This is a genomic window from Comamonas aquatilis, assembly GCF_965139575.1.
Classification (GTDB): domain Bacteria; phylum Pseudomonadota; class Gammaproteobacteria; order Burkholderiales; family Burkholderiaceae_C; genus Comamonas; species Comamonas aquatilis.
The window spans coordinates 185,129-208,956 of sequence record NZ_CBCSIW010000005.1 but is presented as its reverse complement, the minus strand read 5'-3'; the positions used below and the strand labels follow the sequence as shown (position 1 = coordinate 208,956).

Annotated in this window: 22 protein-coding genes; 10 read left to right on the top strand and 12 right to left on the bottom strand. The window is 61.1% G+C overall.

Annotated features, from left to right (window positions below):
* Positions 1–41: 41 nt before the first annotated feature.
* Together ACNAZA_RS09400 and ACNAZA_RS09395 are read right to left on the bottom strand one after the other, a co-directional pair.
* Complete coding sequence (locus ACNAZA_RS09400; protein ID WP_415796320.1) at positions 42–911, bottom strand: sensor histidine kinase; 870 nt, start codon at positions 909–911, stop codon at positions 42–44.
* A gap of 83 nt (positions 912–994) precedes the next feature.
* A complete protein-coding gene (locus tag ACNAZA_RS09395) occupies positions 995–1,684 on the bottom strand; it encodes a response regulator (protein WP_415796401.1) in 690 nt (229 codons plus the stop codon).
* Positions 1,685–2,401: 717 nt separating this feature from the next.
* On the opposite strand from ACNAZA_RS09395, the gene ACNAZA_RS09390 reads away from it, so the two are divergent.
* From ACNAZA_RS09390 to ACNAZA_RS09370, 5 genes are all read left to right on the top strand, one after another.
* The gene (locus ACNAZA_RS09390; RefSeq protein ID WP_415796318.1) at positions 2,402–3,076 is read left to right on the top strand and encodes a hypothetical protein; all 675 of its coding nucleotides are present in this window, start codon (positions 2,402–2,404) and stop codon (positions 3,074–3,076) included.
* A 103-nt stretch (positions 3,077–3,179) separates the two neighbouring features.
* The gene (locus ACNAZA_RS09385; protein ID WP_415796316.1) at positions 3,180–3,854 is read left to right on the top strand and encodes a hypothetical protein; all 675 of its coding nucleotides are present in this window, start codon (positions 3,180–3,182) and stop codon (positions 3,852–3,854) included.
* 102 nt (positions 3,855–3,956) lie between these two features.
* Positions 3,957–4,658 carry a hypothetical protein gene (locus ACNAZA_RS09380; protein ID WP_415796314.1) on the top strand — a complete coding sequence of 234 codons (702 nt, stop codon included), beginning with the start codon at positions 3,957–3,959 and terminating at the stop codon, positions 4,656–4,658.
* A gap of 183 nt (positions 4,659–4,841) precedes the next feature.
* Positions 4,842–5,465, top strand: coding sequence for a hypothetical protein (locus ACNAZA_RS09375; protein ID WP_415796313.1), 624 nt, complete (start codon positions 4,842–4,844; stop codon positions 5,463–5,465).
* Positions 5,466–5,522: 57 nt separating this feature from the next.
* On the top strand, positions 5,523–5,840 hold the full coding sequence (locus ACNAZA_RS09370) for a hypothetical protein (RefSeq protein WP_415796311.1): 318 nt from the start codon (positions 5,523–5,525) through the stop codon (positions 5,838–5,840).
* 398 nt (positions 5,841–6,238) lie between these two features.
* On the opposite strand, the gene ACNAZA_RS09365 is transcribed toward ACNAZA_RS09370, so the two are convergent.
* The 5 genes from ACNAZA_RS09365 to ACNAZA_RS09345 form a co-directional block, all read right to left on the bottom strand.
* A complete protein-coding gene (locus tag ACNAZA_RS09365) occupies positions 6,239–7,693 on the bottom strand; it encodes an efflux transporter outer membrane subunit (protein ID WP_415796309.1) in 1,455 nt (484 codons plus the stop codon).
* Positions 7,690–10,875, bottom strand: a complete 3,186-nt coding sequence (locus ACNAZA_RS09360) for an efflux RND transporter permease subunit (RefSeq protein ID WP_415796307.1) — start codon at positions 10,873–10,875, stop codon at positions 7,690–7,692. The genes ACNAZA_RS09365 and ACNAZA_RS09360 overlap by 4 nt, the downstream gene beginning before the upstream one ends.
* A 15-nt stretch (positions 10,876–10,890) precedes the next feature.
* On the bottom strand, positions 10,891–12,204 hold the full coding sequence (locus ACNAZA_RS09355) for an efflux RND transporter periplasmic adaptor subunit (protein ID WP_415796305.1): 1,314 nt from the start codon (positions 12,202–12,204) through the stop codon (positions 10,891–10,893).
* A gap of 367 nt (positions 12,205–12,571) precedes the next feature.
* Positions 12,572–13,942, bottom strand: a complete 1,371-nt coding sequence (locus ACNAZA_RS09350; protein WP_415796400.1) for an MFS transporter — start codon at positions 13,940–13,942, stop codon at positions 12,572–12,574.
* Between the two features lie 62 nt (positions 13,943–14,004).
* Positions 14,005–15,225: a multidrug effflux MFS transporter gene (locus tag ACNAZA_RS09345; RefSeq protein WP_415796303.1), complete on the bottom strand. Its 1,221-nt coding sequence runs from the start codon at positions 15,223–15,225 to the stop codon at positions 14,005–14,007.
* Between the two features lie 219 nt (positions 15,226–15,444).
* Between ACNAZA_RS09345 and ACNAZA_RS09340 the strand changes: the two genes are divergently transcribed.
* Positions 15,445–16,119 carry an Lcl C-terminal domain-containing protein gene (locus ACNAZA_RS09340; RefSeq protein ID WP_415796301.1) on the top strand — a complete coding sequence of 225 codons (675 nt, stop codon included), beginning with the start codon at positions 15,445–15,447 and terminating at the stop codon, positions 16,117–16,119.
* Positions 16,120–16,167: 48 nt separating this feature from the next.
* On the opposite strand, the gene ACNAZA_RS09335 is transcribed toward ACNAZA_RS09340, so the two are convergent.
* The 5 genes from ACNAZA_RS09335 to ACNAZA_RS09315 all read right to left on the bottom strand — a co-directional run bounded on the left by ACNAZA_RS09335 (position 16,168) and on the right by ACNAZA_RS09315 (position 20,510).
* Complete coding sequence (locus ACNAZA_RS09335) at positions 16,168–17,073, bottom strand: SDR family oxidoreductase (protein ID WP_415796299.1); 906 nt, start codon at positions 17,071–17,073, stop codon at positions 16,168–16,170.
* Positions 17,074–17,259: 186 nt separating this feature from the next.
* A complete protein-coding gene (locus tag ACNAZA_RS09330) occupies positions 17,260–18,276 on the bottom strand; it encodes an NADP-dependent oxidoreductase (protein ID WP_415796297.1) in 1,017 nt (338 codons plus the stop codon).
* Positions 18,277–18,382: 106 nt separating this feature from the next.
* Entirely contained in the window at positions 18,383–18,793 is a 411-nt protein-coding gene (locus ACNAZA_RS09325; RefSeq protein WP_415796295.1) for a PaaI family thioesterase, read from the bottom strand.
* Positions 18,794–18,871: 78 nt separating this feature from the next.
* Complete coding sequence (locus tag ACNAZA_RS09320) at positions 18,872–19,663, bottom strand: SDR family oxidoreductase (RefSeq protein ID WP_415796399.1); 792 nt, start codon at positions 19,661–19,663, stop codon at positions 18,872–18,874.
* Between the two features lie 130 nt (positions 19,664–19,793).
* Positions 19,794–20,510 carry a methylated-DNA--[protein]-cysteine S-methyltransferase gene (locus ACNAZA_RS09315; protein ID WP_415796293.1) on the bottom strand — a complete coding sequence of 239 codons (717 nt, stop codon included), beginning with the start codon at positions 20,508–20,510 and terminating at the stop codon, positions 19,794–19,796.
* A 110-nt stretch (positions 20,511–20,620) separates the two neighbouring features.
* On the opposite strand from ACNAZA_RS09315, the gene ACNAZA_RS09310 reads away from it, so the two are divergent.
* The 4 genes from ACNAZA_RS09310 (at position 20,621) to ACNAZA_RS09295 (ending at position 23,689) form a co-directional block, all read left to right on the top strand.
* Positions 20,621–20,920 carry a hypothetical protein gene (locus ACNAZA_RS09310; RefSeq protein WP_415796291.1) on the top strand — a complete coding sequence of 100 codons (300 nt, stop codon included), beginning with the start codon at positions 20,621–20,623 and terminating at the stop codon, positions 20,918–20,920.
* Between the two features lie 143 nt (positions 20,921–21,063).
* Complete coding sequence (locus ACNAZA_RS09305) at positions 21,064–22,014, top strand: class I SAM-dependent methyltransferase (RefSeq protein WP_415796290.1); 951 nt, start codon at positions 21,064–21,066, stop codon at positions 22,012–22,014.
* A gap of 64 nt (positions 22,015–22,078) precedes the next feature.
* Positions 22,079–23,077 (top strand): alpha/beta hydrolase fold domain-containing protein, encoded by a 999-nt coding sequence (locus ACNAZA_RS09300; RefSeq protein ID WP_415796288.1) that lies wholly within the window; start codon positions 22,079–22,081, stop codon positions 23,075–23,077.
* A 138-nt stretch (positions 23,078–23,215) separates the two neighbouring features.
* Positions 23,216–23,689, top strand: coding sequence for a nucleoside deaminase (locus ACNAZA_RS09295; RefSeq protein WP_415796286.1), 474 nt, complete (start codon positions 23,216–23,218; stop codon positions 23,687–23,689).
* The last annotated feature ends 139 nt before the right edge of the window (positions 23,690–23,828 follow it).

Genomic DNA, 23,828 nt, shown 5'->3' with positions numbered 1-23,828 from the left:
AGGAAATCAGAATGTCGAGCTCTTAGGGGGCTTGGCGCCCCTCAGATACTTTCCGCTCGCCACCTCAATGAAACCTGGGTTCCTCCGCCCTGCCTCGGCTGGATGTGCAGATCTCCAGCAATTTCGTTCATGCGCCTATACATGTTGGAAACACCATGACCCGATTTCGAGCCGTCGCTCAGCATCGCCCTGGGATTGAAACCCACGCCGTTGTCTTCCACGCACAGATGCCAGCTCCAGCCGAAACGCTCGGGATCGTCCTTCTCAAAGGGCTCCAGCGCCACCCAGACTTCAGAGGCATATGCGTGCTCAATTGCATTGCTGATGCTTTCCTGCACTACCGCCAGTATCTGGTGTGCCACCTTGCCTACAGGCAGAACAGCGTCGGTGGGGCGCCCTATGTCCAGCTCAGGGTCACAAAGCGTCCAATGCAAAACGATGCCTTTGCGACGCATGACGGGCTCCAGTCGATGGCGCAAGCGCGCCATACGCATTCCCAGGCCATCGTTCTGAGCATCCATGGAGTCGACAATCAGTCTCAAATCCAGCAAAGACTGCTCCAGCACCTCTTTTGCGGCACTGGAGCCAGCCCCCCCCGTTTCTTCCATTAAAACCAAGGCCTGCACCAATTGACTACCCAGGGTGTCATGCAAGTCCGACGCAATACGCTTTCTTTCCTCCAGTATTTCCTTGGAGGGATGGGCATTTTGTCGCCATTTGCACATTAATCGCCGATATATACGTGGGACATAACGCACTGCCATTGCCAGACCAGCCACCACGGCGATTAATGTTGCAATCCAAAGCCAGGTTTTATCGTGCCATGAACCCCCAACGCTCCACGCCAAAAGAACCAGCACCTGGAAAATATGAGCAGTGATTCTCCAGCTCAAGCTGCGCAGCGATTCCATAATAACCTCTAGACATAAAACGGCATATATGTCGTGCGACTTTCATATTTTTAAATATAAATATTTCTCATTACCAGAATGCATCAACTAAACAAGCCTCGCAAAGAGGCTGCACGCACCGCCTGCGCTCTTGTACGCGCCTGTAACTTACGGTAGATGCTTTTGATATGCGTATTCACCGTTAAGGTACTGATACCTAGTTGGGTACCAATCTCGGAACTGGTATAGCCGCCAGCCACCAGTTTGAGGACTTCAGACTCACGCGCAGACAGGCGCTCTTCCTGTAAAGTTCCGACGGAAGCAAAAGGTCTGGCATGGGACTTATCAAGATGCGAGAGCAATTTTCTTGCCAAGCTGGGCGTAATTGAAGCCCCTCCGTTGGCAACCTGGAGCACGGCCTGTACATAGTCGCCAAACAAGGAGTTTTTGAGCAGGTAGCCCATGGCTCCCAGCTCGAATGCCTGAAGCACTTTGTCATCACGCTCCGTGACTGAAACCACCACGATCAGGGCGTCAGGATTGAGAGTTTGCGCAAGGCCTATGAGCTCTAAACCTTCACCATCGCCAAGGTTCAGGTCCACCAGCAATACGTCAAATGGCTGTTGGTTCAAATGCTTGCGTGCCTCCCTCAAAGAGGCAGCCTGCCCCACCAGCAAGGTACGCGGGTCAGACATCAACTCCTGGGCAATCACACGCCGGATGTGATTGTCGTCATCGACGACATACACCCGCACGGGCTTGCCTTCCTGACCAACCATGCTTTGCGGCCACATATAGCTTTGCGCTGCAGATTTGTGGTGCTCTGAAGCAGCGAGGACTTCGGTGAACCCTTGGACAGCAGACATATCGTCTCCCCCAAAAAAAACACAGCGTTACAAAAAGTTCTTACTTCTCTGGGGCTCAAGCTAAAAGGAAAACCATAAAAAATCTATAAAAATTGTGAAATACATCTTTCGAATTACTATATTTACAATTAGTTTCGCCATTTCTATGTAATTACTACCATGAGGTGATCAATAGCTTTAAGTGCTTTTTAAAAAATAATGGTCTAAATAGAAATAAAATAGCTATTATTTATTAAAACAAATAAATCAATAGTCGATACGTAGATTAACTCATCAAACTCAGAGCAGAAATAATAAGAAAACTGCAACATAACACAATAATAAACTCAGATTACGTTTCGTTTCCCGAGGTTTTCAATTGTCAAACATTGAAAAATCGATAGCACAACAAGCGCAAAAACAAAGGACTTCAACGCCATCTGCTGCAGCCAACAAACTGCGGACGACGCAAAAACAATCTCGGTATTTCGATTTTCATGGCTGCTGCTGAAACTAGCTCCGACCGAAAGCAAATTTGAAACTTTCTCTGGAAATGTTTCAGCACTGCATCCGGTTTATGTCGGGCTCGCTTTGCACGGCAAGTGCAAACAGCCTTCTGCCTCAACCTCTCAGTGTTCTGGGAACTGGCTTTTCAAAGGGTCCATCATGAAAAAATCTCTGATTGCACTGGCCATCATGGCCTTGGCTGGTGTCGCATCTGCTGCAACGAACACGTCGTCCAATGCCTCTTCAGGCACTGTTTCTACGGCTGCGAGTGCTGGTAACGGAAGTGCTTTGAGCCTCAACAGTGCTTCTTCGGGTGCCAATGCAACCGCAGCTGCAGGTGGTGGAGCAGGTCACATCGGCCATACCGCTATCGGCGGCGCAGCTGTGGGTGGCAGCGCAACCACCACAGGTACGGTGAACAGCCTGGCCGCAACCTCCGGCAACGGCGTCGCTGCCGGCGGCGGTGCCACCAATGCCAATGCGAACTCAGGCGCAGCTGCCGGTTACGGCGCTACTGCCCCTGGCGGCGCATCCGTGGCTGGCGGCGCAGCAGGTGCAGCAAATTCGCACACCGCCAATGCAGCCGGCACCTATGCAGGCCCTGGCGGCGGTATCGCCGCAATCCATAGCACCGCCGGTACCCAATCCAACTACGGTGCCACCTCGGGAGCCATCTCCGGCCCTGGCGGTACTGCAACCAACAATACCTCCGGCGCTTCCTCGGTCGGTAATGTTCACACCACTGGCGGCGCCTTTGGCAATGCTGGCGGCTTCTCTAACGGCGGCGGCACCTCGGGTGGTGCTGGTGCCTGGAGCGGCTCCGTCGCTCATTGATGTCAAGTCTGCCTTCGTAGTTGTGTCTGTCCCCGAGTCTGGCCTTTGAGGCAAGACTCAGGGACAGAAAAAATCTGAAAACTGGCTTTCCAAAGGTTCCATCATGAAAAAATCTCTGATTGCACTGGCCATCGTGGCCCTGGCTGGTGTCGCATCTGCTGCAACGAACACGTCGTCCAATGCCTCTTCAGGCACTGTTTCTACTGCTGCGAGTGCTGGTAACGGAAGTGCTTTGAGCCTCAACAGTGCTTCTTCGGGTGCCAATGCAACCGCAGCTGCAGGTGGTGGAGCAGGTCACATCGGCCATACCGCTATCGGCGGCGCAGCTGTGGGTGGCAGCGCAACCACTACAGGTACGGTGAACAGCCTGGCCGCAACCTCCGGCAACGGCGTCGCTGCCGGCGGCGGTGCCACCAATGCCAATGCGAACTCAGGCGCAGCTGCCGGTTACGGCGCTACCGCCCCTGGCGGCGCATCCGTGGCTGGCGGCGCAGCAGGTGCAGCAAATTCGCACACCGCCAATGCAGCCGGCACCTATGCAGGCCCTGGCGGCGGTATCGCCGCAATCCATAGCACCGCCGGTACCCAATCCAACTACGGTGCCACCTCGGGAGCCATCTCCGGCCCTGGCGGTACTGCAACCAACAATACCTCCGGCGCTTCCTCGGTCGGTAATGTTCACACCACTGGCGGCGCCTTTGGCAATGCTGGCGGCTTCTCCAACGGTGGCGGCACCTCGGGTGGTGCTGGTGCCTGGAGCGGCTCCGTCGCTCATTGATGTCAAGTCTGCCTTCGTAGTTGTGTCTGTCCCCGAGTCTGGCCTTTGAGGCAAGACTCAGGGACAGAAAAAATCTAAAACTGGCTTTCCAAAGGTTTCATCATGAAAAAAACTCTGGTCGCAATCGCTGTCGTGGCCTTGGCTGGTGTTGCATCTGCCGCCGTCAACAGCAATAGCGGTGCTGCAACGAATACCTCGTCCAATGCAGCTTCGGGCACGGCATCAACAGCTGCGAGTGCCGGCACTGGAAGTGCTTTTAGCCTCAACAGTGCTTCTTCGGGTGCCAATGCAACCGCAGCTGCAGGTGCTGGATCAGGCAACATCGGCCATACCGCTGGCGGTGCTGCGGCTGTTGGCGGTAGCGCCACCACCACTGGTACGGTGAACAGCCTGGCCGCCACCTCCGGCAACGGCGTGGCTGCAGGCGGCGGTGCCACCAATGCCAATGCGAACTCAGGCGCAGTTGCCGGTTACGGCGCTACGGCCCCTGGCGGCGCATCCGTGGCTGGCGGCGCAGCCGGTACGGCAAATTCGCACACCGCCAACGCAGCCGGCACCTATGCAGGCCCTGGCGGCGGTATCGCAGCAATCCACAGCACGGCAGGTACCCAATCCAACTACGGTGCCACCTCGGGAGCCGTCGCCGGCCCTCTCGGAACTGCTACCAACAATACCTCCGGTGCTTCCTCGGTCGGTAATGTTCATACCACTGGCGGCGCCTTTGGCAATGCTGGCGGCTTCTCCAACGGTGGCGGCACTTCCGGTGGCGCTGGTGCCTGGAGTGGCTCCGTCGCCAATCATTGATATCAAGTCCTCCATCGTAGTCGTGCTTGTCCCTGAGTCTGGTCCTCTAGGCAAGACCCAGGGACATAGGAGAAACACATGAAAGCCTCATTCGCTTTATTAGGCCTTTGCGTTACTTTGAGCAGCTTTGCGCAGACATCTGCCTCTGACAGCAATTCGCAAAGTTCTGCCAGCACGTCTGCAGTGGGAAATCAGCAATCCATTACCTTCGTCACGCAGACCCCGCCCGAAAGCCGATCCGCCCAGTCGGTCGACAGCCGTTCGACACAATCCGTGGATAGCCGTTCGGCGCAAACCATAGACAGCCGTTCCGACCAGAACATCGTCAGCAGCGGAACGACCAAGAACATTGTGGAGTACACCGGCTCCTACACCATGAAGAACGTGCCCAGTGTGAGCGGACCTCCCCTGACCACCAGTAACGACACTTGTATGGGTAGCAGCAGCGGCAGTGCCAACGGCCCAGGCTTTGGTGTGAGCTTTGGCACCACATGGTCTGACGATCACTGCAAGCGCCTGAAAATGAGTCGTGAACTCTGGAACAAGGGCATGAAAGCCGCCTCTCTTGCTGTGGACTGCATGGACCCGGCCGCCCGCCTGGCACTGGAGATCACAGGCACCAGATGCCCTCAGACCATGACGGCTGACGAGCGTCGCAACAACTATGGCCCCCTGGCCTCCTCCGAAGGTGCTACCGCAGTAGCCGCACCTGCCAGTCTGGCTGTAAGCAGCCCGGTAGCGTCCGAAGGACAGCAGATCACACCCGTCACCGAAGCGCCACAAACAGCGAACCTCTATAGCAACTAAGTTCTTGGACTGGCACTGTTCATGGAGGTCACTATGTTCAGGACTTTGATTATTTTGATGGCTGCCGCACCCCTCGGTGGGTGGGCAGCGGAGCCACCCCCTGGCGGCTTGGCCAATGCGCCCATCACCATTGAGCGCCAAGTCTTCGGCAGCGGCACACCGGGAGCTTCAGGCCAGGAAGAAGCAACACAGGTTGGAGATACCGGCGCTTTTCATGTGCCGCAGTATCTGCCTGGATACCCCACCGCAGCCACCATCTGGCCCCGAGCGGTTTATGTACGCTGCAAAAGCCAGCGCTGCGACGGTTATTTGATCACTCCAGAAATGGGACCCGGGGAATACCTGTTCTTTATTCCTACCGAGGACCCCAAGTAGGTTGGTGAACGAGGAGGTGTGTCGGAGTCTTCTCATGTAGGGACCCGCTTCGACTCACCGCCATTCACCCGCGAGGGCTGCGCTTCTTTCGAGAACGCAGCCCTCGCGTCATTTCGAGCCTCAATAGCTTCATGCCTCGCACCCCGCTGCCTAGCTGCAGCAGATTGCTGTATGGCCCGCAAGTGCCGCCCATTTGAGATCCCACACCTTCAAGCCGCGACAGGCTGGCGGCACCGCATAGTGCGCAAAAACCATAGCATCTAGCGATTTCCATCTCTAGATTTCGACATTAAACCTCTCGAATTTCTTATCGCATCATGCGGATGCCGCTCCTAAAGCAAGAGCGCGCTGGAACTTCTCAGCTCTCAGCGCGCTTGCTCTAGCGGCAACTCTTTCGCCTAACTGGCTGCAGCTTGCTCCTGCACCACTTCCGCACCACCTAAGGCTTTCCAGAGCGTGACGCGGTTTTGTTGCTCCGACAGACGAAGCCCTATCAAGGTCTGCTGCGCGGTATAGAGGCTGCGCTGCGCATCCAGCACCGTCAGATAGTTGTCCACCCCGGCCTTGAAGCGGGCATTGGACAGATCAAACGCCTTTTGGGTATTGGCCACCATGCTGGTCTGGGCCGACAGACGATTGCTCCACTGCGCACGATCTGCCAGCACATCCGAAACTTCCTTGAAAGCCGTTTGCACGGACTTTTCGTACTGGCTCACCGCCAGGCGCTGATTGCTCTCGGCCACCCGCACGCCAGCCCGATTGCGGCCGCCATCGAAGATGGGCAGCTTGACCAGCGGAATAAAGCTCCAGGTGCCGTTATTGCCACCAAACAGGCGGTCGAGCTCGCTGCTGCCCGTGCCCACACTGGCCGTGAGACTGATGGACGGGAACATGGCCGCCCGTGCCGCGCCGATATTGGCGTTCATGCTCTGCAGATTGTGCTCGGCGGCCCGGATATCGGGTCGCTGCAGCAAGACCGCAGAAGGCAGAACGGCAGGCACGGGCATGAGCGCAGCCACATCATTCATGGCGCTCAAACTTGCAGCCGTGGGCAACAAGTTCGGGGTGATCGCGCCACCCACCAGCAGTTGCAACGCATTGCGATCCCTGTCCACCGTCGCCGTATAGCTGGCCACATCGCCGCGCGCGGTGTCCACCGTGGTCTGGTTCTGGGCTAGCACCAGACCCGATGTGGAACCCAGCTCATGCATGCGCCGGGTCAGCTCGAATGCTTTCTCGCGGCTGGCCAGCGTGTCCTGCGCCAGCTGCAGCCGCGCCAGATCGGCGGCCAATGTCAGCCAGGCATTGGCCACATCGGCCACCAGGCTGATCTGCACATTGCGCTGGTTGTCCTGGCTTTGCAGAAACTGCTGCAGCGACGCTTCACCCAGATTGCGCACCCGTCCCCACAAATCCAGCTCATAGCTGGCAAAACCCAGCTGCACCGAATACTGCTCCGTCACGCTGGAGCGGCCGGCCGTGGTCAGATCGCCCGCCGTGCGCGTTCGGTTGCCCTGGGCCTGGGCATTGATGCCCGGCAGCAGATCCGCACGGGTAATGCCGTACTGGGCTCTGGCTTTTTCAATGTTTTCAATGGCGATGCGCAAATCGCGGTTGTGCGTCAGCGCCAGGGCCACCACCTCGCGCAGCTGGGGCGCCTGCAGCCACTGCAGGGCTTGCGCCTGCTGCAAGGCGGCATCGCTGGCCAGCACAGGATGGGCCTGGGCCGAGATCGTCTCGGGCACTGGCAAGTCCGGCGTCTTGTAAGCAGGCGCCAGATTGCAACCCGTCAGCAGCACGGTCATGGTGGCCGCCACGGCTACGGCACGCATCTTGAATGTCAGGCGCCTCATGCTGCGCTCTCCTTGTGGGCAGTGGCTGGCGAGCTGGCCTGGGGTTCATCGTCATGGCGTCCATGGCTCTTGAACCAGCTGCGAATCAACAGAAAGAACACCGGCACCAGGAAGATGCCCAACATGGTCGACGCCATCATGCCGCCCAGCACGGCCGTACCGATGGCATTGCGGCCACCGGCGCCGGCACCCGTGCCTATGGCCAGAGGAATCACTCCAAAACCGAAGGCCAGCGAAGTCATCAAGATCGGGCGCAGACGCAGGCGTACCGCTTGCACCGTGGCATCAAACACGCTCTTGCCCTGCTCTTGCAGCTGCACGGCAAATTCCACAATCAAGATGGCGTTCTTGGAGGCCAGACCCACCGTGGTGAGCAGACCGACTTGAAAATACACATCGTTCGTCAGCCCGCGCGTATAGGTGGCCAGCAGCGCGCCCACCACGCCCAGGGGCACGGCCAGCATCACCGACAAAGGCACGGTCCAGCTCTCATAGAGTGCAGCCAGACACAGGAACACGAACAGAATGGAGATGGCATACAGCATGGGCGCCTGCGCACCCGATTGGCGCTCTTGCAGCGAGGCGCCGGTCCACTCATAGCCAATGCCGGCGGGCAAGGTCTTCAAAATGTCTTCCACCGCAGCCATGGCCACGCCGGAGCTGACGCCCGGCGAGGCGCTGCCTATGAACTCATAAGCCGGCGCGCCGTTATAGCGCATGAGCTGGGGCGAGCCATAAGCCCAGTAGGTACGCGAGAAAGCGCCGAAAGGCACCATCTCGCCGCTCTTGTTGCGTACCGTCCATTTGGCGATGTCCTGGGGCAGCATGCGATACGGCGCATCGCCCTGGATGTAGACCCGCTTGACGCGACCGTTGTTCAGAAAGTCGTTCACATAAGTGCCGCCCATGGCGCTGGAGAGCACGCTGTTGATATCGGTATAGGACAAATTGAGCGCAGCGGCCTTGCGATCGTCGATATCCAGGCGCAGCTCGGTCGCATCTTCCAGATTGGTGGAGCGCACAGCCGTCAGCGCCGGGTTCTTGCGCGCCGCCTCTTCCACCTGCTTGCTGGCTGCCAGCAAAGCCTGGTGGCCCATGCCGTTGATGTCCTTGAGCATGAAGTTGAAGCCGGCGTTCGCCCCCAGGCCGCGCACGGCGGGCGGATTCATCACAAAGACGCGGGCGTCGCGAATGGAAGACAAATCCTTGGTTGCACGGTGCGCCACGGCCGCCGAGCCCTGCGAAGCCAGCTTGCGCTCGGCCCAGGGCTTCAAGCGCACAAAACCGCGCGCCGAGCTTTGGTCGCCATTGAGGCCGGACACCTGGTTGAAGCTGATGACCTCAGGCTGCTTGAGCAAATATTCACGCACCTCGTCCAGCACCTGCTGCAGTCTGGCATCGGCCGCGCCAGAAGGCAGGTTCACGTTGACATAGACAAAGCCCTGGTCTTCATCCGGCAAAAACGAGGTAGGCAGGCGATGCATCAGCACGGCAACCGCCGCGCAGATCGCCAGAAACACCAGCATCATGCGCTTGGAGCGGCGCAGCAGATAAGCCACCGAGCCCTGATAGCGGTTGGCCGTCAGATCGAAGTTGCGGTTGAACCAGTTGAAGAATCGGTCATTCAAGCCCAGCAGGCTGCTGCGCACCGGCCTGTCGTGGCCGTCATGCCCAGCTGTCTGAGGCGCTTTGAGAATCGTGGCGCACAGCGCGGGGGTGAGCGTCAGCGCCACAAACACCGACAGTGCCATGGCAGCCACGATGGTGATGGAGAACTGGCGATAGATCACGCCGGTGGAGCCGCCAAAAAACGCCATGGGCACGAACACGGCAGACAGCGTCACCCCGATACCCACCAGCGCCGGCGTGATCTCGCGCATGGACTGGCGAGTCGCCTCCTTGGGCGATTTTCCCGTCTCGTGCATCACCCGCTCGACGTTCTCCACCACCACGATGGCATCGTCCACCAGCAGGCCAATAGCCAGCACCATGGCAAACATGGTCAGCGTGTTGATGGAGTAGCCGGCCACCGACAGCACGCCGAAGGTGCCCAGCAGCACCACGGGCACGGCAATCGCCGGAATCAGCGTGGCCCGGAAGTTCTGCAGGAAGATGAACATCACGATCACCACCAGCACCATGGCCTCGGCCAGGGCACTGACCACTTCGTGAATCGAGGCACGCACAAAAGGCGTGGAGTCCGAGCTCACGAAGTATTCGATCTGGTTGGGGAAATACGGCTTCAACTCGGCCAGCTTGGCGGCCACCGCATCGGCCACGGCCATGGCGTTGGCACCGTCGGCCAGGATGATCCCCATGCCCGCGCCCAGCATGCCGTTGAGCTTGGTCTGTATGGACAGGTTGTCTGCACCCAGCTCTACTCTGGCCACATCCTTGATGGTGACCACGGAGCCGTCCGTGGAGGACTTGAGCACGATGGCTTCAAACTCTTCCGGGGTCTTGAGCTTGGTGCGCGCCGTGATGGTGGCGTTGAGTTGCTGGTTCCTGGCCGCCGGCAAGGCACCGAGCTGACCCGCAGAAACCTGGGCATTTTGCGAATTGAGCGCGTTGGCCAGATCGGACGGAATCAGCGCGTACTTCTCCATCTTGGCCGGGTCCATCCAGATACGCATGGCATACGGCGTGCCGAAGACGTTGATGTCGCCCACCCCTTCCAGACGGCCGATCACATCGATCAGATTGCTGTTGATGTAGTCGCCAATATCGACGTCGGTGATTTCCGGGTCTAGCGAGTAAAAGCTGTAGGTGACCAGAAAATCCTGGCCGCCCTTATTCACGAACACACCGCGGCTTTTGACGGCATCGGGCAGGCGGTTCAACGCCGACTGCAGCTTGTTTTGCACCTGTACCTGGGCTACGTCGATATTGGTGCCCGGGGCAAAAGTGAGCGTGGTGCGCGAGCGACCCGAGGCATCGCTGGTCGAGTTCATATAGAGCATGTTGTCTATGCCCTTGATTTGCTGCTCGATGATCTGCGTGACCGAGTTTTCCACGGTCTCAGCCGATGCACCCGTGTATTGCGAGGAAATCGTCACCCGTGGTGGGGCAATGTCCGGATACTGCTCCAGCGGCAAGGTCGAGATCGACAAAGCCCCGGCAAGCATGATGATGATGGCGATGACCCAAGCAAAAATGGGCCGATTGATAAAGAACTGAGCCATATGTGCTGCCCCTGCTTACTTGGCGGGAGCAGTGGCTGCGGGTGCCGAAGCGGCGGCACCGCTTTGCACCGGCGGCAGGCCGGGCTTGCTCTTGCGTTCGGCCTGGGCTTTCAGATCGACCTCCACGGCCTTGACCTTGTCACCGGGCTTGGCGCGTTGAAAGCCATCGACCACCACGCGCTCGCCGGCCGCAAGGCCCGACTGCAACAGCCAGGAGGCGCCCATGGCACGATCCAGTTCCACCTCTCGTTTTTCCAGCACATCGTCGGCCTTGACCACCAGCACATTGGCGCGTCCCGTCAGATCACGTGTGATGGACTGCTGCGGCACCATCAAAGCATCGGGCGCCAGCGCCGTGGGCAGCAGGGCCTGCACATACATGCCGGGCATCAGCAGCCCGTCGGGATTGGGCACCACGGCGCGCAGTGTCAGCGTGCCCGTGGTGTCGTTGACGATCACACCGGCAAAAGCCAGCTTGCCCTGGTGTGGGTAGGCACTACCGTCATCGAAACGGATGCTCACGGGAATCTTGTCGCCCTCCACCTTCTGAAAGCGACCTGACTCCAGCTCACGCTTCAAGGTCAGCATGTCGGTGCTGGACTGGGTGAAATCCACATACATGGGGTCCAGTTGCACGATGGTGGTCAGCGCCGTGGCCTGATTGGCCGTCACCAGCGCGCCAGGCGTCACGGCAGAAAGGGCAATGCGCCCGCCGATAGGCGCTTCGATGCGGCTGTATTTGAGGTTGATGCGTGCCGTCTCCAGATTGGCCTTGGCCACGGCCACATCGGATTGGGCCTGGACGGCGGCCGCCTGGCTTTCGTCATAGGCCTGCTTGCTGATGGCGTCGATCTTCACCAGCTCCGCATTGCGGCGCGCAGTGGCCGCCAAAGTGCGCTGGCTGGCTTCGGCCTTGGCCACGGCGGCCGCGGCGCTGCTCTCCAAGGCCTGCAGCGACGCAGCATCGATCTGATAGAGCTGCTGGCCCTGCTTGACCGCCGCCCCTTCGGTGAACAGGCGCTTTTGAATAATGCCCGAGACCTGGGGTCGTACCTCGGCCGTCAGAAAGGCGCGCGTGCGCCCTGGCAGGCTGACATCGAGTTGTTGGCTCTGCTTTTGCAGCGTCACCACGCCGACCTGGGGCAGGGACTTGGGCGCCTCGGTCTTGCCGGCATCCTGCTTGGAGCAGGCCGCCAGTGCACAGGCCACCAGCACGGAGCCCAGCGTCAGGCTCCAGCGTGCTGCACGTGACTGCTCTCCAACGCTGCCGGCATGAGAAAAATGGGCCGTCTGGCGCGGGGGCAGCGAAGGGGGCAGTGCGAACTTCATAGTGTGAAACAGTGTGGAAATCTGAGGCCTGCACATTGTGCTTTGCCAATATTTCTTATTTGTAAAGTGCAATTTTTCTGACATTGCCGTCGGCCAAGCCGGCATGACGGCCAGCTCTCCATCATGCCAGCGACATGTGTCCATCTGAAACAAGCCAACGCACGAACTGCAGCATGAGCGCTGCATTTTTTGCGTTGGCCGGCCTGTTTCAAGCCAGACCGTGGAGCCACGCCTGGCGCGCTGGAGCGCTTGCTGCGCCCCAGCCGTCCTGAAATACTATCAATTCAATAGCTTGCTGCGCATGGTTCACAAGGACTAAGGGCAATTCACACCTTGTACTTGCTCCAGATCGTCCACTTCAGCCGCCTCAATGAGAGGCACTAGGCACGGCTGGGCGCACGCGCAAGATGCTGAACACACCGGCCAGCGCCGCAAAGCCGCCGGCCACCGCCAGGGCCAGTGCCTCGGCATGACCGCCATGTCCGCCCGAGAAGGTAAAGATGGTGGCCAGCACCACAACGCCCAGGGTCTGCCCCGTCAAACGGGCCGAGCTGAGCATGCCGCCGGCGGCACCGCTGCGGGCCAGCGGGGCCGAGCTGACGATGGTGTGATTGTTGGGCGACTGGTAGAGCGCAAAACCGCTGCCCGCCAGCACCATGCGCCAGACCATGTCCCAATGGGCCACATCGTCAGGCATCACGGCCAGCAGCCACAGGCCGCAGGCAAACATGCTCATGCCAATACCGCCCAGCAGTCCGTCGGACACCTTGCCTATCAGGCGGCCTGCCACCGGAGCCGTGGCCATGGTGGCCAACGGCCAGGCCGTGATCAGCATGCCCGCTTCTATGGGCGTAAGGCCTTTGGCATCCAGCAGCAGAAATGGCAGCGCCAGGTAGGAGAGCATCTGCGCACAGAAGGCGCTGACCGAGCCACACATGGACAGCGCAAACACCGGTATGCGCAGCAAATCCACGGGAAACAGCGGCGCGCTCTTGTACCACTGGCGGCGCAGATAGACAGCGCCCACCAGCACGCCTGCCGCCAGCAACCACCAGCCCGAAGGCAGCCATGGCGGCCCAGCCGCCGCATCATGTCCGCCAATGCGCGCGCCCAGCTGCTCGCCGCCCAGAAACAGCAGCGTGAACATCAGAATATTGAGCAGCACATCCAGCGGCGAGATCTTTTCCTTCGCGCTGCTGGCCACCGGATTCATGGGCAAGGCCTGGCGGCCCAGCCAGAGGGTGGCAATGCCCAGCGGCACATTCATGGCAAACAGCCAGGACCAATGGGCCACCGACAAAATGGCCGCGGCCACCGAAGGCCCGGCCATGGAAGCCGTTGCCACCACCAAGGAGTTGATGGCCATGCCCCGGCCCAGCCGGTTGCTGGGGTAGATCAGCCGTACCAGCGCGGCATTCACGCTCATCACCCCCGCCGCGCCCATGCCTTGCAGCACACGCGCAGCAATCAGGCTCGATAGCGAGTCAGCCATCATGGCGGCTGCGGAAGCTGCTACAAAAACAGCTGTTCCCACCAGATACACGCGGCGGTAGCCCAGGCGTTCGCCCAGGGCCGCCAGCGGCAGCAGCAGCACCAGACTGGCCAGCTGGTAGGCGCTGACCACCCACAAAGTCTGGGCCGAGCCGGCCTGCAACTCGCGGGCAATCGCCGGCAGGGCCAGATTGACGATGCTGCTGTCCAGCACCGACAGCGCCAGCCCCACGATGATGACCAGCATGGCCAGGCCACGCCGCCCTTCGGGCAGACCATCTGCAATGGCAGCGTGCTGCGGCACTGCGCTCACGGCTGGGCGTCCTGTGCTGCCGCCACACGGTGGCCGCGGGCGCCGCCCAGGGTGATCCAGGTCAGGGCCACGCCGACCAGCGCGCCAGCAGCCATGCCCACCACCATGGGCAGGGGCTTGCCGTTGGAGAAATGGCCCACGATCTGCATGGCGGCCGCGCCCGACAACATTTGCAAAGTACCCAGCAGGGCCGAAGCCGTGCCGGCAATCGCGCCGTGCTCTTCCAGCGCCAGCACCGATGTGGTGGGGATCACCAGGCCCATCAAGGCACTGGCAATGAAATACAGCACGATGAGCACGGCCAGCTCCTCACCACCGAGCAGGTAGTAACTGAGCAGGGACACCATGACCACGCCCGAGCCCGTGGCCGCCGCCTTGACCACCGGCACCAGCCCAAAGCGCTGGCCCAGTCTGGCCGTGAACTGGGCCGAGCCGATAAAGGCAATGGCATTGAGCGCAAACGCCAGGCTGTACTGCGTGGAGCTCAGGCCGTAGTGGTTGATCAGCACAAAGGGCGAGCCGGCCAGATAGACGAAAAAGCCCGCCATGGCGCTGCCGCCGATAAAGACCAGACCCAGGTAATGCCAGTCGCGCAGCAGCACGCCATAGGCCTGCAGCGCACCGCGCAAGCTGCTGTCCAACCGCGCCTCGGGCGTGCGGGTTTCCTGCACGCCGCGCCAGGTGGCAACCAGCCCCAGGACTGCGGCCACGGCCACCACCCAGAACACGCCGCGCCAGCTGGTCAGACCAATCACGGCACTGCCTGCCAGCGGCGCCAGAATCGGCGAGACGCTGAACACCAGCATCAGCAGCGACATCATTCGCGCCGCCGCGTGGCCGGTATGCAGATCACGCACCACAGCGCGCGGCACAGCCATGCCGGCGGCTGCGCCCAGACCTTGAATGAAGCGAAACACCACCAACGTCTCGATATTGGTGGCCAGAGCGCAGCCCACACTGGCCGCAGCAAACAGGATCAGGCCGAAGTACAGCGGCGGCTTGCGGCCCACCATGTCCGACACCGGGCCGTAGAGCAGTTGCCCCACGCCTATGGACAGGAAAAACGCCGTGAGGCTGGCTTGCACCGCACCCACGTCCGCGCCCAGATGGCTGCCAATCTGCGGCAGCGCGGGCAAATACATATCGATGGCGAAAGGGCCTATGGCCGATAACAAGCCCAGTATCAAAACCAGGCGCAGGGAAACAGTAGCTTGCATAGATACTCAATTGTCATGTGAAGTGGATTTATCTGCTGGCTTGATATCAAACAGCCCTCCAGCCTTTACACAACCTGCGTGTACAGCTATGCTTTTTAAAGCGACTGATTTCACATACCCTGGCAGAGCTGCTAAGCGCCAGCGCCTTAGCCTGCGTTTGGCTTAGCCTGCGTTGGTCTAGGTTTGCTCTGCCCTTCACCTTGATCCGCCCCACCCCTGATGAACGCCTTGCCCTTGCCCAGCTTTCGTTTCCCCTTCACCACCACGCTGTGCTGTGCCGCGGCGGCGCTGGCCCCCTGTCTGGTACAGGCGCAGGCAAGCCAGAACAGCACGTCGGCCCAACCTCCAGCCAAAGAGCAGGCAGTCGGTCCTTCATTGGCGAACGGGCAGCTGGCACAAGGTCCCTGGATGATTGATACCCGTGCCCGTCTGGCCTGGCCGCGCTGCGCCGAGGGCATGGTCTGGGATGGCAAGAGCTGCGGCGGCACGGCCCGGCTGTTCACCTACAAACAGGCGCAGGCCCACGCCGCACAGCGCAGCCAGGCCGAGGGCCTGCGTTGGCGGCTGCCGCGCGTCAATGAGTTCAAGCGATTGCTGGACCGGAGCAGCCAGCCCCAAGGCCTGAACCCCACCCTCTTTCCCGATGCGCCGCGCGACTGGCACTGGACGGCGACAGCCGCCGTCAACACCCAGCGCCTCAATCAGTACAACTACAGCCAGATCAATCGATCGGAAAGTCTCTCCAGCCTGTCGGCCCAGCAGGCCTGGGCGGTGAACACCGAGACCCTGCAAGCCGTGCCCGACATGGGCAAGGGCAATGCCTTGCTGCTGCGCCTGGTGCGCCCGGCCACGGCAGAGGAACTGGCCACAGCAGCCCAACCACTCCAGCAATAAAAAAGGCCTTGCCGCTACAGCAAGGCCTTGACCACTGGCACCAGTTACTCAACCAGCGCGCAGTGCCGCTTTCAGGCTCACACCCAGCTCGGGTTTGTGGGCAAACGGGTCGGTGGGGTTGCGCGCCTGCACCACATCTTCCAGCCGTGTCTGCACCGAGCCCAGGGCTTGCGGGTGGCTGTAGATATAGAACTGACCGCTGGCAACCGCATCAAACACTTTCTGCGCCACCTCGGCCGCCGTGACCTTGCCGGAGCTGACCGCCTTGTCCGTCATGGCCTGGCCAATCTTCTGGCTGGCCGTCAGCGGCTGATCGGCCATGCCCGCAGGCCGGTTGCGTTCGCTGTGGCTGATGCCCGTGGCCACAAAAAACGGGCATAGCAGGCTGGCACTGACCTGATCGCTGACCAGGGCCAGATCCTGGTACAGCGTCTCGGTCAGGCTCACCACTGCATGCTTGCTGACGTTGTAAATGCCCATATTGGGCGGCGCCAGCAAACCGGCCATGCTGGCGGTGTTGACGATATGGCCCTCGAAGCTGGGGTCGGCCTTGGCGGCCTCCAGCATCATGGGGGTGAACAGGCGCACACCATGAATCACGCCCCAGACGTTGACGCCCAGCACCCACTGCCAGTCGGCCACGGTGTTTTCCCACACCAGACCGCCCGCACCCACGCCGGCGTTGTTGAACACAAAGTGCGGCGCGCCAAACCGGGTCTTCACCGCGGCCGCCAGCGCTTCCATCTGCGCGGCATCCGACACGTCCACCTTGCGGGCCAGCACCTGGGCACCGGCGGCCTTCATTTCGGCTTCGGCCTTGTCCAGCGCCTCTTGCTGCACATCCACCAGCACCAGGTTCATGCCGCGCTGGGCGGCAATGCGTGCGCACTCCAGGCCAAAGCCCGAGCCCGCACCCGTCAGAACCGCCGTCTTTCCCGCGAAATTCGTGATCATTCTTGTCTCCGTATTTATTTGGACGCAGCTCAAATGCGTCGCCTCGCCCGAAACCGGCGCGGCACAACCAAGAGACGGCAAGCAAGGGCCTATGCCGGCCGCGCCGCCCCGCAGCGAGGCTGTCGTCCCCCTTCCCTAGCGCGCAGCGCGTAGAGAAAGGGGGAAGGCACGCAGTGCCTCAGGGGGTTAAATCAGTTTCACCAACTGCTTGCCGAAATTCTTGCCTTTGAGCAGGCCCAGGAAAGCCGCAGGCGCCGAAGCAATGCCTTGCGAGATGGACTCGCGCGGGCGCAGCTTGCCGGTGGCCACCAGCGTGCCCAGCTCGGTCAGGGCATCGGCCCAGACTTCCATGTGCTCGCTGACGATAAAACCTTCCAGCTTCAAACGGTTGACCAGAATCAGCGCCGGATTGGCCAGCGGCATCGGCTGACCGTCGTAGCCGGCAATCATGCCGCACAGGGCAATGCGGGCAAACGCATTGGTGCGCAGCAGCACGGCATCAAAGATGTAGCCGCCCACGTTCTCGAAATAGCCGTCAATACCATCAGGGCAGGCATCCTTGAGCGCCTTGGCCATGGTCTTGACGTCGGTGTGCTCGCGGTAGTCAATGCAGGCATCAAAGCCCAGCTCGCTCACCGCATAGCTGCATTTTTCCGGCCCGCCCGCAATGCCCACCACGCGGCAGCCACGCGCCTTGGCCAGCGCCACGAAGGCACTGCCCACCGCACCGGTCGCGGCGCTGATGACCACGGTCTCGCCCGCCTTGGGGTTGATGATCTTGACCAGGCCATACCAGGCCGTCACGCCGGGCATGCCCACGGCGCCCAGGTAATACGACAGCGGCACATGGGTGGTATCGACCTTGCGCAGCGCGCCGGGCACATTGGCATCGACCGCCGAATATTCCTGCCAGCCGCCCATGCCCACCACCTTGTCACCGGCCTGGTACTTGGGGTGGCGGCTTTCCACCACCTCGCCCACGGTACCGCCCAGCATGACTTCGCCCAGGGGCTGGGGCACCGCATAGCTCTTGGATTCATTCATGCGACCGCGCATATACGGGTCCAGGCTCAGAAAATGGTGGCGCACCAGCACCTGGCCATCTTCCAGCGTGGGCAGCGGCGACTGCACCAGCTTGAAGTTGCTCTCCACGGCTTCTCCCGTGGGGCGGTTATCGAGAAGAATCTGTTGGTTCACGGTCATGATGTGTCTCCTGATGGGTATGGACAGCCAAACGGATATTCAAAAAGAAATCGCCTTGAAACCTATATGTATTGTGCGAAAGCAGCTATCAATTAGTTTAAAAAAACTAGTCGGTGGCCAGCGCTGTGTCCGTGGGCTTGCGCTTCATGTATTTGAAAGTGCCCGTGGCATGCGCGCACAAACGGCCTTCCGCGTCGTAGATGCGGCCTTCGGTAAACGCCATGGTGCCCGTGCGGTGCAGCAGCGCGCCCTTGCCAACCAGCGGTCCTTTGGCGGCCTGCATGAAGGAGGTCTTCATCTCGATGGTGACGACACCCGACTGAAAATCCACGCTGCGGGCCGCCACGGCCATGGTCACATCCAGCAGCGTCATGGAGGCACCGCCATGCGTGACGCCAAAGGAATTCAGATGCTCGGGTCGCGGCGTGTAGTGCAGCTCCGACTCGCCGCCCTCCATTTTCTGGAGAGCAAAGCCCAGTTCATGCACAAAGGGAATTTCGGGACCAAAGGACAACACGGTAGGGATCTTTCTGTGGACTAGGAAGCGGGCCATTGGCCCGCGAAACCTATGACTGTAGAGCTATTTCGCCCCGCTTCAGCCGCCCACCAGTGCGCTGACGCCACCATCGACAGCCATCCACTGCCCCGTGATGTGCTTGCCGGCATTGCTGGCGAACAGCAGGGTCAGGCCTTTCAGGTCTTCGTCGTCACCCAGACGGCGCAGCGGCGCATGAGATTTCATTTCGTCCTCGCCCAGCGTCTCGATCAAGATGGCAGCCATCTTGGTTTTGAAAAACCCGGGGCAGATCGCGTTGACGGTGATGCCGTGCACGCCCCACTCACCGGCAAGAGCCCGCGTGAAATTGATCACCGCGCCCTTGGACGTGTTGTAAGCCACTGTCTTCATACCCGTGGGGTTGCCGCCGAGGCCGGCAATCGAGGCCAGATTGATGATGCGGCCGCCCTTGCGCTCGATCATGGACAGACGGGCAATGCGCTGGCTGAGCAAAAAGTAGCCGCGCACATTGAGGTTCATCACCTTGTCCCAGGCTTCGGTGGGATGGTCTTCGGCGGGTGCGCCCCAGCTGGCGCCGGCGTTGTTAATCAGAATGTCCACATGGCCCAGGCGCTGCACCGCCTCCTTGGCCAGTCGGTCGATGTCGGCTTCATCGGCACAATCCGCCGCAATCCAGTCCGCTTCGATACCGGCAGCCTTGAGTTCGGCTGCAGCCTCCTGCAGATCGGCGGCCTTGCGCGAAGTCAGCAGCACGCGGGCTCCGGCCTCGCCCAGCGCATGCGCCATCTGCAAGCCCAGGCCGCGCGAGCCGCCAGTCACCAGGGCGGTCTTGCCCGAGAGGTCAAAAAGTTGCTGCACCGTGCGTGTCATCCGCATGTCTCCTGGATTGGTGATGAATTTGAAGAGTCAGTCGGCGAGAGGCTGACTGCCCCTCATCGCTGTATTCATTGTGCAAGTGCGGCGCAGCGCCGCTTGTCACCTGCGTGTCGGCAACCGACGCTTACTCGAACAGCGAACGCGTGCCGCCCCAGGCGCCGCCTTCCAGCTCCAACATGCGCAGCTTGGTGATGGCTCCCTGCCCGCCCGAAAAACCTCCGGGCTGGCGCCCTGCAGCCAGTACGCGGTGGCAGGGCACGACCGGCGCAAACGGATTGGCCCCCAGCGCCTGACCCACGGCGCGCGCCAGGCCCATGTCGCCCAGGGCACGCGCCACATCGCCATAGGTGCAGGTCTGACCCGGCGCCAGTGCACGCGTAAAAGCATAGACACGGCGGTGAAAGTCGGAAACGCCAAACTCGTCCAGCGGCAGATTGCGCAGATCGGGCAGCGTCTGGTGCGGTGTCTGGCTCTTCAACCAGATCGCGCGCAAATCGCCGATCACGCCCTGCAATCGGGCCGCGGCCTGCACTGAGTCATCCCAGTCAGCGCTGGGCAAGACACCGGCCAGCAATTGCTGCATGCCGCCAATCGCCTCGCACACCCAGCCGGGTAGCTCAGCCACAGCAGCGGCCATGGGGTAAGCAGCATGCGCATGGGAGGGTTGCTGGCCATGGCGCTTTTCCAGCCCGCGCAGCATGCGCTCGCGGGTTTGTGCCAGCTCCAGCTCGGGCAGTTGCACGGCCACCAGGGCAGCTTGATTCCAGGCCAGGCCGCAGACACCGATGCGGGTGGCAAACAAGGCGTGGGCCTGGGACATGGGGGCGAGGGCATCAGTCATGAGGTGCAGTTTAGAGCCGCATATGCCATAGCAAAAATTCTCCAAACCACTGGATACAAAATCAGGTTATTACTGTATATTTACCCAGTCACCACTGTGAACTTACGGACATGCAAGAAGCCACTTTCACCGTTTCCCTCTGCGACTACCCCGAACTGCCCGAAGACAAGCGCCTTCAGGCCGAGGCCCGCTACGCCCGCGTGCTGGCCAAACAACTGGGCGGCGAAGAGCAGGTCTCCGAAGCCCTCAGCCTGGTGCAAGGGCTGGAGGACACGCCACCCGAGGAAATCACCGAAGACGCCAAGCAGATGTTTCAGCGCTGGATGAAAGCCGCCCGCGCCGCAGGCGAAGCCGCCTTGCAAGGAATAGGCGGCACGGAAAGCTGTTTTTTCGATGTGCGCCGGGCCTGAACCCGGCTTGCAGATAGCAGGAAAGCGCACCGCAGCACACGCAGGCCTTGCGAACTGCATACACTGTCGCCCTTTCCTCTGACTCTCTACCGGGTCGTGCCGCGTGCTGTCACGCTAGACGGCATGTCCCGGGCACTTTGCCCATGCAAGCCCTGCTCGACGCCATTGCCGCCATGCCCTACCCCACGGATGCCACGCGCATCTTTCATGGTCGGGGCGGACGTTTTCCGGGCTGCGAGCAGATCTCGCTCGATGCCTACCCGCCCGTCATCGTGCTCACCAGCTTTGCCCCCATGGACGAGCCGCAACTGGCTGCCATCGGCGCCGCCCTTGAGGCACGCTGGCAGCAGGTGGCACCGGCCGGCGAAAGCCTGAACTGGGTGTTTCAAAGCCGCAATGTGGGCGCCAATGTCGAGCCCCGCATCATGGCCGGCGCCATACCCGAGCAGCATGTGGTGACCGAAAACGGCGCCCGCTACCAGGTGCATATTGCGCGCGGACAAAACCACGGCCTGTTTCTGGACATGGCGGCCGGCCGCGAATGGGTGCGCCGCCTGGTGGAGGCCCACCCTCAGCCCCAGCGCATGCGGGTGCTCAACCTCTTTGCCTATACCTGCGCGTTTTCGGTGGTGGCCAAGCGCGCGGGCGCGGGCCAGGTGCTCAATATGGACATGAGCAAGGGCGCGCTCACCGTGGGCCAGCAAAACCACCAGCTCAACGGCGTGAAAGCCGGGGCCAGCTTTGCGGCCCACGACATCTTCAGCAGCTGGGGCAAGATTGGTCGCGGCGGGCCGTATGACCTGATCGTGGTCGATCCTCCCAGCTACCAGAAGGGCAGCTTTGTCGCCACCAAGGACTATGCGCGCCTGGTGCGCCGCCTGTCGGACTTGCTGCTGCCCGGCGGCCATGCGCTGTTGTGCCTGAATGCGCCGGAGCTGGGCACGGATTTTCTGAAAGCGCAAATGGCCGAATCCGCGCCCGCGCTGCAGTTTGTGGAGCGTGTCGCCAACCCGCCCCAGTTTGCCGACGTGGATGAGGAGCGCAGCCTCAAGGTGCTGGTCTACCGCGAGCCCTTGCTGAATCAGGCTGGCTGATATCAAACCAGCTCCAAACCCATATTGGATATACACATTCAGCTATTGATTTTGATAATTCCATATGCAATTTGAAGACAGCAGCATAGACCCGGACCTGGCCCGCGCCCTGCAAGGCTTTGCCCGCCTGGACGCCGAAACCGCCACACCGCAGCTGGGCTATGTGCAGCGCCGACGCCTGCTCAGCGAACTGCAGGCCAGTCAGATTCGCCGCCCCTTGCCCTGCATAGACCGCCAGGATCATTTTCTGGCCGCCAGCGGGCGCGAAATCTGCGTGCGCAGCTATGCCAAGCCGGGCCAGGCCGGCGACAAGACCCTGGTCTGGCTGCATGGCGGCGGCTGGATGGTGGGCGATCTCAACACCCATGACGATTTGTGCGAGCACCTGGCACAGTTCAGCGGCTGCAGCGTACTCTCGGTGCATTACCGGCGCACACCGGAGAATCCTTTTCCCGCCGCGCTAGATGATGTGATGGCCGTGCTGCACCGGCTGCAGCGCATGCCCAATCGGTTGCCATTGGTGCAAAGCCAGGTACTGCTGGGCGGCGACAGCGCCGGCGCCCATCTGGCCCTGGCCGCAGCCGTGCGCCAGCTGCAAGCGGCCGAGCAGGACACGGCGCAAGATGAAACGACAGCCCGTATTGCCGGCCTGCTGCTGCTCTACCCGCCGCTGCTGCCCGATCAGGACACGCCCAGCATGCGCGCCTTTGCCAGCGGTTTTGGCCTCACGCCCGAAGCCATGCGCTACTACTGGCAGGCCCTGGGCCAGCCTCAGGGCGCTGCTGCGCAGTGGCGCACGCCCAGCCTCTGCACGGCCCAGATCGCCCAGTTGCCGCCCACGGTGTTGATGACGGCCAGCCACGACATTCTGCGTGACGAAGCCGAGGCCTTTGCCCGGCAAGCCATTGCAGCCGGTGCCCCCCTGCGCCTGCTGCGCGCGCCGGCCATGATTCACGGCTTTGCCCGCATGCTGGCCGCCAGCCCCGTCGCGCGTCAGCAGGTGGAACTGGCCTGCTGCGCCTTGCTGCAGGCACTTGGCCAACACAACACTGCGGGCAAATAAGCTTTGCGCCCTGCGCATGCACAAGCTATGTCACATGGGTGTACCCTGAGCAAAGTTTGCACTCACCACGCGAAATTCAGCTGTTTTAGGCTGCCAGCCTTTTATATATAAGCGCTGAAAGCTATTGATTTCATAGTTATGACCCCATCCCCAAACACCCACCTGCAACTGATGCGCCAGGCCGTGGATCTGGCCCATGCCAACCGCCAGCAAGGCGGTCGCCCTTTCGCGGCCGTGCTGGCCCAGGATGGCGAAGTGATTGCCACCGGCGTGAACAACATCATTGCCAGCCACGATCCCTCCACCCATGCCGAGATGGAAGCCATTCGCGCCGGCACCCGCCAGCGCGCCAACCCCAGCCTGGCCGGCTTGACGATTTACGCCAGCGGCCACCCCTGCCCCATGTGCCTGGCGGCCCTGGTCATGGGTGGCGCCCAGCAGGTCTTCTTTGCCTTCGACAGCCAGGATGCCGAGCCCTACGGCCTGTCCAGCGAAAGCACGTACCAGCGGCTGCGCCTGTCGCTGACACCTCCGCCGCTGCCCATCACCCGCATCGACACCGGCATCCGCGCAGAACAGCTGTACGGCGATGCCGCCTGGCCTGCCGCCTGAAAAAGCTGAAGCCCCCTGACGGGCCAAAATACCGACGCGGTGCGGCAAACAAAGCACCGCACTGCGTCGTACTGTGCAAAGCAGTCCCCCGGCATACAAGCGAATACAACAAGCCACCCAGCCCTTGAAGTGCAGCCTC